We start from the raw sequence: 10,611 nt of genomic DNA, 5'->3' as shown, positions 1-10,611 counted from the left end.
GGCTTCCGCGACCGGATAGTCCACACCCACACCCGGACGACCCACATGATCGAGCAGTACAACCCCAACTACGTGGGAGGAGACATCGTGACCGGCGCCAACACGCCACTGCAACTGGTGTTCCGTCCGCGCGTGGCCCCCGACCCCTACTACGCCGGCGTGCCGGGCGTCTACCTCTGCTCGGCCGCCACACCCCCCGGCGCCGGCGCCCACGGGATGGCCGGCTGGAACGCCGCGAGGTCCGCCCTGTCCTCGCTGGCGAGTCGATGACCTCCACGGAAGGAGCCCACCGGACCACGCGCCGGGGTCGGACGCGGGCCGGACGACGCGCATGCTGAGCACGACCCCGCAGAACCACGAACGGCTGCAGGAGCTGACCCGCCAGATCGGGGTGCGGCTGAGCAGGAGGACAGCCGACGTGAGCGACAGCATGACCTCGGCGATCGAGAACGCCATCGGCGAACTCGACGACGGCACCATGCGGTCGGCACTGCACGCCAGCGTGTCGAACAACGTGGAGGTCATCTTCCACCTCCTGTCGCGCACCGAGGAGGCCCACGATCTCCCCCCGCTCCCCGCTGCGACCCGGTACGCCGTGGAGCTCGCCCGCCGGGACGTGTCGAGCGCGGCGCTGCGCCGCGCCTACCACGTGGGGTCCGACCATCTGCTCGCCCGCGTCTTCGACCAGGTCCAGGAGATCGACTGCGAACCGCACGAGAAGCTGCAGCTCTACCACCATCTGGCGGGGTGGATGTTCCAGTACGTCGACGAGATCACCCGGACCGTCATCGCCGCGCACGACGACGAGGTGCGCTCGTCCCACAACCGGACGGCTCGTTCGATCACGTCATCCGTGCACAGCATCCTGATGGGACAGCGCGTGGATCCGGCCGCGTTCGAGAAGCTCACGGGATACCGCCTGAACCAGGTGCATCTCGGGTGCCGCATCTGGATCGACGACTTCGCCTCCGTACCCGACCAGGAACGGGAGCTCTCCGCACTGGCGGAGGAGCTTGCCCGGCTGCTGGGGGTGGGCCGGGCGCCGCTCGTGGTGATGACGGGTCGGTCCACGGCCGAGGTGTGGTTCGGCTCGGAGAGCCGCCCCTCCCCGCTCGACCCTGCCACCACAGCGGCGATGGCGGCGGCGGCCCCCGGCGCACGGATCGCCTTGGGCGCGCCCCATCCCGGCGTCGACGGTTTCCGCGTCACGCACGGCCAGGCCGAACAGGCGGCCACGGTCGCGCGGGTCTCCACGGCCGCCGACGCGCACGTGGTCTCCTACTCGGACGACGCGATACCGGTGATCTCCCGACTGGCCGATGACGTCGCGGCAACGCGACGGTGGGTTCATGAGGTGTTGGGCGAACTGTCGTACGACACCGCGGACGCCGCCAGGCAGCGCGACACGGCGAGGGTGTTCCTCGAGACCGCGGAGAGCTACACCGAGACGGCCTCGCGACTGCTCCTGCACCGCAACTCGGTCAAGTACCGCCTGACCAAGGCGGAGAACGCGCTGGGCCGACGGCTGGGCGACAGGAGGCTGGACACCCAGCTCGCCCTGGCCACGTGCCACGTGCTGGGGAGTGTGGTCCTGGCCCCGGATCCGTCAGTCCCCTGACCTGACGATCTCCGACCTGCCGTCCCCCGACTTGCCGTTCTCGTTGCCGCGCCGCCGCAGGAGCTGGAAGCCCGGGATGCCCTGAACCGCGTCGAGGCAGTGCTGGGCCACCTCGAGGATCTGATGGACCTCTGGGGCGACCGTGTCCAGGGACGCCAGGACCGGCATGACGTCGTTCTCCAGCGTGTCCCCGAGCGCCGGCAGGTGGTCGATGAACTTCACGACCGCCTTGATCTCCTCGGGCTCGACCGAGGACAGGACCTCGTCCGCGATCGGTTCGACCAGGGCGATCACCCGGTCCGCCCACACCAACACCTCGGTGATGCGCGTCGCGACCATCCTCGCGGTGCCGGGATCGAGCTCGGCGTCGACGAGCTGCGCCTCCACGATTGGCCTCACGGGGGCGAGGGCGGACTCGGCGAAGTCCAGGATCGGTTCGATCCGTCCGATCACCCCGCCGGCCGCGGTGACCAGCCCGTCCGCGGTCTCGACCGTCGAGTCGACCCTGAGCACCACGTCGTCGGCCGCGTCGACGGTCGACCTGACCCGCGCCACCACCCCGTCCGCGGAGTCCACGGTGGAGGCGACGCGGCCGACGATGCCGTCCGCGGCCGACACCGTGCCCGCGACGTCGTCCACGACGAGGTTCGCCCGCGCCACCGTGCCGCGCACGCCGTCGACGGTCTCTCCCGCGGCGGAGACGATCGAGTTGATCGAGCCGACCGTGCGGTCGACCTCCTCGAGCAGACGCCGGACCCGGCGCACGATGTCGTCGACGTCGTCCAGGAGCGCGAGCACCCGCGCCGGCACGAGCAGGATCTCCCGGGCCACCGATAGTTCCCACTCCACCACGCGCAAAGCCGCTTTGGCCACGGATGCCGGAGTGGGGACCCGGAGCTGCATGTCTGCCATGAATCGATTCTGCCCGAACATCCCACCGGAGGCCGCCCGATCTGCGCACCATGGGGGCATCGACGGTCCCGGCCGATCGGACCGATCACCCGGAGGGTTACACAATGAACACTGAGTGGGTCACCAACTTCGACGAGCTGCGACTCGAGGACGCGCCCGAGTACGGCGGGAAGTCAGCCAACCTCGGGGAGATGACGGGCGCGGGATTCCCCGTCCCGCCCGGGTTCTCCGTCGGGCAGTCCGCGTACCTGGACGCGATGGACACCGGCGGCGTCCGTGCCCGGCTCTACGCCGAGAGGGTGCCGGAGGAGGGACTCACCGAGGCCGAGCTCATGGCCAGGTCGGAGGATCTCACGCGGACGGTCGCCGAGGTGGAGATGCCGCCCCGGCTGCGCGAGGCGATCCTCGAGCACTACCGGGGGCTGGGCGCGGACGTGCCCGTCGCGGTCCGCAGCTCCGCGCCGGCGGAGGACGCCGGGGACACCTCGTTCGCGGGGATCCACGAGTCCTACACCGACGTGATCGGCAGCGACGCCCTGATCGACGCGGTCCGGAAGTGCTGGTGCTCGCTGTGGTCGCCGCGGGCGATGACCTACCGGGCGGTCTCGGGCTACCACGACGAGCCGTCCATCGCGGTCGTCGTGCAGCGGATGGTCCGCTCCGACACCTCCGGCGTGGCCTTCACCGCGGACCCCCGCACGTCGCAGATCGACCGCGTGGTGATCGAGGCCGCCTACGGCCTGGGCGAGGTGGTCGTGGGCGGCAAGGTCGAGCCCGACACCTACGTGGTCGCCAAGTCCGACCTCGACATCCTCACCGCCCACGTCGGCCGCAAGGTCTCGCGCATCATCGCCGGCAAGACGGAGGACGGGCTCGTGCCGGTCCCCGAGGAGCTGCAGACCGAGCGCGTCCTCGACGACCAGCAGGTCCGCGCCGTGGCCCGGCTGGCGATGGCGTCGGAGGCCCACTACGGCAAGCCCCAGGACACGGAGTTCGCGATCGAGGACGGCGAGCTCTTCATCGTCCAGACCCGACCGATCACCACCCTGACCGCGGACGCGACGGCGGGGGGCGCGGGCGGCGACGGGCCGGGGTCGGACTCCCAGGGCGAGCCGATCGCCGAGGGGCTGGGGGCCGGCCCCGGCATCGCGACCGGACGCGCGCGGGTCCTGCGCGAGCTCGCCGACGGGGCGGACCTCGCGGCCGGCGAGATCCTGGTCGCCACGATGACCGATCCGGACTGGCTGCCGATCCTCAAGCGCGCGGCGGCGATCGTCACCGACGAGGGCGGCGTGACGTGCCACGCGGCGATCGTCGGCCGCGAACTCGGTCGCCCCGTCATCGTCGGCACCCGGACGGCGACCACGGACATCGCCGACGGTCAGATCATCACCGTCGACGGCACGGCCGGCCTGGTCTACCCGGGCGCCGTGCGCCAGGCCGCCGCCGAGCAGGCCCCGGCCGACGCCGGCCGGGCCCCCGAGGTGCGGACCCGGGAGGTCACCGCCACCGCCGTGTACGTCAACCTCGCGACGCCCGACGCCGCCGCCCGGGTGGCCGCGATGGACGTCGACGGCGTGGGCCTGCTGCGCGCGGAGTTCCTCATCACCAGCGCGTTGGACGGCGTCCACCCGCGCAGGCTCATCGCCGAGGGGCGGGAGGAGGAGTACGTCGGCCGGATGGCCTCGGGGATCTCGACGATCGCCGCCGCGTTCGACCCCCGTCCCGTGGTCTACCGCGCCACCGACCTGCGCTCCAACGAGTTCCGCGGTCTGCTCGGCGGGGAGGTCGAGGCGGAGGAGCGCAACCCGATGATCGGCTACCGCGGCTGCTACCGCTACACCCAGGAGCCGGACCTGTTCCGCCTCGAACTGGACGCGCTGGCCCGGGTGCGCCAGAAGCACGGCAACCTGCACCTGATGATCCCGTTCGTCCGCACCAAGTGGGAGCTCCGGGCCTGCCTGGACATCATCGACTCCCATCCGATCGGGCGCGACCCGGGCCTCAAGCGCTGGATCATGGCCGAGGTCCCGTCGGTGGTCCACTGGATCCCCGAGTACGCGGCGATGGGCATCGACGGTGTCTCGATCGGGTCCAACGACCTCACGCAGCTGACGCTGGGCGTGGACCGGGACTCCGAGGTGTGCGCGGAGCTGTTCGATTCGATGGACCCGGCGGTCATGGCGTTCATCGACCAGATCATCGACCGCTGCCAGGAATCGGGGCTCACCGTGTCGCTGTGCGGCCAGGCCGCCTCGACCGACCCGGCGATGGCCGAGCACCTCGTCCGCAAGGGCGTGACGTCGGTGTCGGTGACCCCGGACTACGCGGAGCTCACGCGGCGGACCGTCGCGCGCGCCGAGAAGTCCATCCTGCTCGACGCCGCGCGGTCGGCCGGACGGCGCCCACCTGCGAAATAAGAGCAAATCCTCACCTTGGACTACTCGCCGGGAACGCACTAACATCTGTCTTGTTACCGGCGAGTAGGTTCCGGTGTGCCCGTTGCCACCTACGCCCTCTCCCACCGGCACCACCACTGCCACGACACCTCAGTCCGAACGGAGACCGTGATGGGTCACTACAAGAGCAACGTCCGCGACCTCGAGTTCAACATGTTCGAGGTCCTGCGCATCAACGAGGCACTCGACGCCGGTGAGTTCGGCGACATGGACACCGAGACCGCCAAGGGCATCCTCGGCGAGGTCGCCACCCTCTCCGAGGGCCCGGTCGCGGAGTCTTTCGCCTCCGCCGACCGCAACCCGCCGATCTTCGATCCCGAGACCCACTCGGTCACGCTCCCCGAGGACTTCAAGAAGTCGTTCAAGGCCTGGTACGACGCCGGCTACTGGTCCATGGGCCTGCCGGAGGACCTCGGCGGAATGCCGGCGCCCCGCGCGATGGTGTGGGCCACCGGAGAGATGATGCTCGGCGCCAACCCGCCGGCGTTCATGTACTCGGCCGGACCGTCCTTCGCCGCCGTGCTCTACGAGAACGGCACCGAGGAGCAGAAGAAGTGGGCCGCCACCTGCGCCGAGCGCGGCTGGGGCGCCACCATGGTGCTCACCGAGCCGGACGCCGGCTCCGACGTCGGCGCCGGCCGCACCAAGGCCGTCAAGCAGGACGACGGCACCTGGCACATCGAGGGCGTCAAGCGGTTCATCACCTCGGCCGACGCCGACGACATGTTCGAGAACATCTTCCACCTGGTCCTGGCCCGGCCCGAGGGCGCCGGACCGGGCACCAAGGGCCTGTCGCTGTTCTTCGTCCCCAAGTTCCACTTCGACTTCGAGAAGAACGAGATGGGCGAGCGCAACGGCGTGTTCGTCACCGGCGTCGAGCACAAGATGGGCATCAAGGTCTCCACCACGTGTGAGGTGACCTTCGGCGGCCACGGCGTGCCGGCCAAGGGCTGGATGGTCGGCGGCGACGTCCTCAACCAGGGCATCCGCCAGATGTTCGACGTGATCGAGCACGCCCGCATGATGGTCGGCACCAAGGCCATCTCCACCCTGTCGACCGGGTACCTCAACGCCCTGGAGTACGCCAAGGAGCGCATCCAGGGCGGCGACATGGCCGAGATGGCGGACAAGAACGCCCCCCGCGTGTCCATCACGCACCACCCGGACGTGCGTCGCGCGCTCATCCGGCAGAAGGCGTTCGCCGAGGGCCTGCGCGCGGTGTACATGTACACCGCCGCCCACCAGGACGTCGAGATCGCCCAGCGGGTCTCCGGCGCGGAGGGCGAGCTCGCCCACCGGGTCAACGACCTGCTCCTGCCCATCGTCAAGGGCGTCGGCTCGGAGCGCGCGTACGAGCTGCTCACCGAGTCGCTGCAGACCTTCGGCGGTTCGGGCTTCCTGCAGGACTACCCGATCGAGCAGTACATCCGCGACGCGAAGATCGACTCCCTCTACGAGGGCACCACCGCGATCCAGGCGCAGGACTTCTTCTTCCGCAAGATCGCCCGCGACCGTGGCACCGCCATCGGTCACGTCTCCGCGCAGATCAAGCAGTTCCTCGCCGACGACGCCTCGAACGGCCGGCTGGCCGCCGAGCGTGAGCTCCTCGCGACCGCCCTGGCCGACGTCGAGGCGATGATCGGCACCTGCTTCGATCACCTGCTCGCCTCGCAGGAGGACCCCCGGCGCCTGTACACCGTCGGCCTGGCGTCGGTGCGCCTGCTCATGGCCTTCGGCGACCTCATGATGGGGTGGAGGCTCCTGGTGGGCGCCGAGGTCGCCCTCGGCGCGCTGGACGGCGCGTCCGACGACGACAAGGCCTTCTACACCGGGAAGATCGCGGCCGCCCGGTGGTTCGCGGCGAACGAACTCCCGCTCATCACCGCCACCCGCGGGATCGTCGCGGGCCTCGGCAACGAGCTCATGGAGCTGGACGAGGCCGCGTTCTGACGCACGCCTGACCCCCGCCGAAAATCCGCTACTCCCCCGCACGATTCGCTACCCGCACCCGGATAGCGGACCACGCGGTCGGGTAGCGGATTTTCGGCTTTCGAGACTACTCCGGCGCGGGCGGGGGCCTGGGTGACCCGGCCGGGACCACCCGGCCGGGCATCGCGGCTAGTTGCCCGGGACGCCCGGGATGCGGAACTCCGGCAGACCGGGGATGCGGATGGGGTCGCCCGGCCCGGGCGCCGCCGGCGGGGCGGGGTCGTCGTCGCGCGGCGCGGGGCTCGCCACCCGGCACTCGATCCGGTCCTGCGGCGCGTACGTGGAGGACACGGTGTCGGTGCTGACGGTCGCGTCGCCCCGCTGCACCACGCGGGTCACGCGGGCGGTGAAGCCGTCCTGGCCGGGGTCCGGCGTACAGCCCGCGGTCGTGACGACGCGGGTCTGCGGCCGGCGGACATCGGAGCGGGGCGCGGTGGACACCCGGACGGTGTACTCGCGGGTCCCCCACAGCCGGACGGTCACCGAGCTGCCGCCGCCCGAGGCGTCGATCACCAGACCGGTCGCCTGACCGTTGCGGAACCCCACGTCCGCCGAGGCGGTCGCGTCCCGACCGGCGGGGAAGGCCGGCCCGTCGACGCCCCTGCCCGTCCGGACCAGGTCCTGCGCACCAGCCTCGAAGGCCGCGTTGAACAGGGCGGTGGCCACCGCGTCCGCCGAGGTGTCACCGGACACGGTCCCGGCGACCTCGGCCATCGAGAAGGAGCCCCCGGCGGGGATGAAGTGCCCGGCGAGCGAGGCGATCATCGACTGCGCCCGCCCGTCCGCCCCCACCGCGACGGTGAACTCGCCGACGGGCTCCCGGATCCCGGCCTTCTCCGCCTCCTCGGTGGTGAGCTCGGGATCCCGACCCACATAGCCGACCGGCAGCACGCGAGGCCCCCGGACGTCGGTGAGCTGGCCCGGCAGGGCGCCGAGCAGGGGTCCCCACTCGACGGTGCGGCCCTGGACCGCCGGGACGACCGAGGCCCGGGACCCGCTGAAGGAGAACGTGGCGTCCCGGCCCTCCTGTTCGGTCTCCCCCAGCAGCGGCTCGAGGATCCCTTTGGCCGCGTCGGCGTCGAAGCGCGGCTCGAGCACGGCACCGTCGCGGACGAAGGTCAGGTACTCGCCGATCCGCTCACGGGGGAAGGCGATCGGCGCGGCGTCGGGACCGGCGGGGTCCACGGTCTCGATCTCGCGTTCGGCGGGCACCGCGCGTTCCCGGCCGGGTGGCGGCGGCGGGGCCGGCATGCGGGTGGTGATCGTGGTCAGCGGGGGTTCGGTGCCGTCCCCGCGCATCCGCGACGCCAACAGCGTCACGTCGCGCCCGGCGGCGGGCTCCGCCACGTCGCGGACGAGCGCCCGGACCTCGTCAGCACGAGTCTCCGTGGGGGTGAAGTCCACCACGAGGTCGACCCCGTCGTCGTCGAGCCAATGTTCGAGCACCGCATCCCGCGAGCTCTCGATCCGGAGGCGCTGACCGTCGATCGGGATGGCCGACCTGACCTGGTCACGGTCGAACCAGATGGCGCCCTCGCGCGGCTCGAAGTCGGCCTGCAAGGCGAGCTTCTCCAGGAAGTCCGTCAGCCGCGCGTCGGGGATCACGCTGGCGATGCCCACCTCTCTGGACCAGACCAGGCTGATCAGGCGGGTGACGGGGTTGAGGGGCTGCTCGCCGCCCCTGTCGAGGGTGCCCTGCCAGTCCACGGACAGCCCCACGGCCCGGGGATCGAGCGTGGTGGACACGACCCCGGCGCGCAGATCCACCTCGTCGTGGACCCGCGGTCCGAGTTCGCGGATCAGGAGCTGCTCGGCGTCACCGGTGCGCATCCCGCCCACCTGGATTCCCGCGACCTCGGTCCCGCGCGGGACCCGACCGATGCTGTGGACCAGGTCGAAGCCGTAGAGGACCGACAGGCCCATGAAGACGCCCACACCGGTGTAGATCCAGCGGGAGCGCACCCGGTAACGACGACGATCCGCGGCCGCCGGCTGCGGGCCGTCGCCGTCGATCGAGACGGGCCGAGCCGGGCCGACGCCGCTGGTGGTGGACTCGTCCACGCCTGACTCACGCCCCCCTCCGGAACACCCCATGACCTTGCCCGTCCACTATGGCGTAAGGGCACCGATGCGTGCAGACCCCGCGCCGGGTGCGGGGTCTGCACGGTCACACGAGGTCACCCGTGGTGGGCTCCACCGCAGGGAGCCCTATCGCGTCGAGGCGGCGGTCAGCGCTCGACGATCGCGGTGACGCCCTGCCCGCCGGCGGCACAGATGGAGATGAGCGCGCGGCCCGAGCCCTTCTCCTCCAGCAGCTTGGCCGTGGCGGCCAGGATGCGGCCGCCGGTCGCGGCGAACGGGTGGCCGGCTGCCAGCGACGAGCCGTTGACGTTGAGCTTGGAGCGGTCGATGGCACCCAGCGCCGTGTCCAGACCCAGGCGCTCCGTGCAGTACTCCTCGGACTCCCACGCGGCGAGGGTGGCCAGGACCTGCGAGGCGAACGCCTCGTGGATCTCGTAGTAGTCGAAGTCCTGCAGCGTCAGCCCGTTGCGCTCGAGCAGCCGCGGCACCGCGTAGGTCGGGGCCATGAGCAGCCCGTCCGGGGTGCGACCGTCGTGGCCGTGGACGAAGTCGACCGCGGCGGTCTCGGAGTCCACCAGGTACGCGCGGACCGGGAGCTTGTTCGCCTTCGCCCACTCCTCGCTGGCCAGCAGGACGACGGAGGCGCCGTCGGTGAGCGGCGTGGAGTTGCCGGCCGTCATGGTGGCCTCGGTGCCGTGCGCCTCGGCGTCACGCTTGCCAAAGACCGGCTTGAGCGTGCCCAGCTTCTCCTCGTTGGAGTCGGGCCGCAGGTTGTCGTCCCGCGCCACGCCGAGGAACGGGGTGACCAGGTCGTCCTGGAATCCCGACTCGTAGGAGGCGGCGAGGTTGCGGTGGCTGGTGGCGGCCAGGGCGTCCTGGTCGGCGCGGGTGACGCCGAGCTCGCGGGCGGTGATGGCGGCGTGCTCACCCATCGACAGGCCGGTGCGGGGCTCGGAGTTCTGCGGCTGCTCGGGCACCAGCGCCTGGGGGCGGAGTTCCCCGAGGAGCTTGAGGCGGTCCACGGTGGACTTGGCGGCGGAGACCTTGATGAGGATCTTGCGCAGGTCGTCGTTGACGGCGAGCGGGGCGTCCGAGGTGGTGTCGGCGCCGCCGGCGATGCCGGAGTCGATGCGCCCCAGGGCGATCTGGTCGGCGATCTGGATGGCCGTGGCCAGTCCGGTGCCGCAGGCCTGCTGCACGTCGTACGCCGGGGTCGACGAGTCGAGCACGGAGCCGACGACCGACTCGCGGGTGAGGTTGAAGTCGCGGGAGTGCTTGAGGACCGCACCCGCGGCGACGGCGCCGAGCCGCTTGCCCTGGAGGTGGTAGCGGCTGGCCAGGCCGTCGATCACGGCGGTCAGCATGTCCTGGTTGGAGGCGTCCGCGTACTTGCCGTTCGAGCGGGCGAAGGGGATTCGGTTGCCGCCGACGATGGCGACCTTGCGGGGGCTTGTGGTCACGTGTGTCACTCCCGTTTGTTCTCGGTGTCCGGTGGCCCGCAACGCGGCCCTGGCGAGTATTGTTACTCAGCAGTAAGTTACTTGTCGACCC

The 10,611-nt window shown here is 71.2% G+C and carries 6 protein-coding genes and 1 pseudogene; 4 read left to right on the top strand and 3 right to left on the bottom strand.

The features are described 5' to 3' along the window. Nucleotides 1-270, top strand: a pseudogene (locus B4M60_RS14785) (FAD-dependent oxidoreductase); the annotation flags it as partial. 61 nt (nt 271-331) lie between these two features. After that, a complete protein-coding gene (locus tag B4M60_RS14780) occupies nt 332-1,618 on the top strand; it encodes a PucR family transcriptional regulator (RefSeq protein ID WP_291085749.1) in 1,287 nt (428 codons plus the stop codon). On the opposite strand, the gene B4M60_RS14775 is transcribed toward B4M60_RS14780, so the two are convergent. Continuing rightward, nucleotides 1,607-2,530, bottom strand: coding sequence for a methyl-accepting chemotaxis protein (locus tag B4M60_RS14775; RefSeq protein WP_291085746.1), 924 nt, complete (start codon nt 2,528-2,530; stop codon nt 1,607-1,609). The two genes, B4M60_RS14780 and B4M60_RS14775, sit on opposite strands and share 12 nt — an antisense overlap. Before the next feature lie 104 nt (nt 2,531-2,634). On the opposite strand from B4M60_RS14775, the gene ppsA reads away from it, so the two are divergent. Continuing rightward, nucleotides 2,635-4,950, top strand: coding sequence for a phosphoenolpyruvate synthase (gene ppsA, locus B4M60_RS14770; RefSeq protein ID WP_291085744.1), 2,316 nt, complete (start codon nt 2,635-2,637; stop codon nt 4,948-4,950). A 150-nt stretch (nt 4,951-5,100) separates the two neighbouring features. Beyond that, a complete protein-coding gene (locus B4M60_RS14765) occupies nt 5,101-6,939 on the top strand; it encodes an acyl-CoA dehydrogenase (protein WP_291085752.1) in 1,839 nt (612 codons plus the stop codon). A 168-nt stretch (nt 6,940-7,107) separates the two neighbouring features. On the opposite strand, the gene B4M60_RS14760 is transcribed toward B4M60_RS14765, so the two are convergent. Both B4M60_RS14760 and B4M60_RS14755 read right to left on the bottom strand, forming a co-directional pair. Then, complete coding sequence (locus tag B4M60_RS14760; protein ID WP_291085742.1) at nt 7,108-9,039, bottom strand: VanW family protein; 1,932 nt, start codon at nt 9,037-9,039, stop codon at nt 7,108-7,110. Nucleotides 9,040-9,206: 167 nt separating this feature from the next. Then, nucleotides 9,207-10,520 (bottom strand): acetyl-CoA C-acetyltransferase, encoded by a 1,314-nt coding sequence (locus tag B4M60_RS14755; RefSeq protein WP_291085739.1) that lies wholly within the window; start codon nt 10,518-10,520, stop codon nt 9,207-9,209. Nucleotides 10,521-10,611: the final 91 nt, after the last annotated feature.

The organism is Dietzia sp. UBA5065, from assembly GCA_002415925.1.
Classification (GTDB): domain Bacteria; phylum Actinomycetota; class Actinomycetes; order Mycobacteriales; family Mycobacteriaceae; genus Dietzia.
Note: the sequence above shows the minus strand (reverse complement) of the source record. Positions and strands in the feature narration are given on the sequence as shown.

What these genes read in the sequence shown, in the direction of transcription:
- B4M60_RS14765 (WP_291085752.1), top strand. Translation starts at nt 5,101, where the DNA reads ATGGGTCACTACAAGAGCAACGTCCGCGACCTCGAGTTCAACATGTTC.
- B4M60_RS14775 (WP_291085746.1), bottom strand. Translation starts at nt 2,530, where the DNA reads ATGGCAGACATGCAGCTCCGGGTCCCCACTCCGGCATCCGTGGCCAAA.
- ppsA (WP_291085744.1), top strand. Translation starts at nt 2,635, where the DNA reads ATGAACACTGAGTGGGTCACCAACTTCGACGAGCTGCGACTCGAGGAC.
- B4M60_RS14780 (WP_291085749.1), top strand. Translation starts at nt 332, where the DNA reads ATGCTGAGCACGACCCCGCAGAACCACGAACGGCTGCAGGAGCTGACC.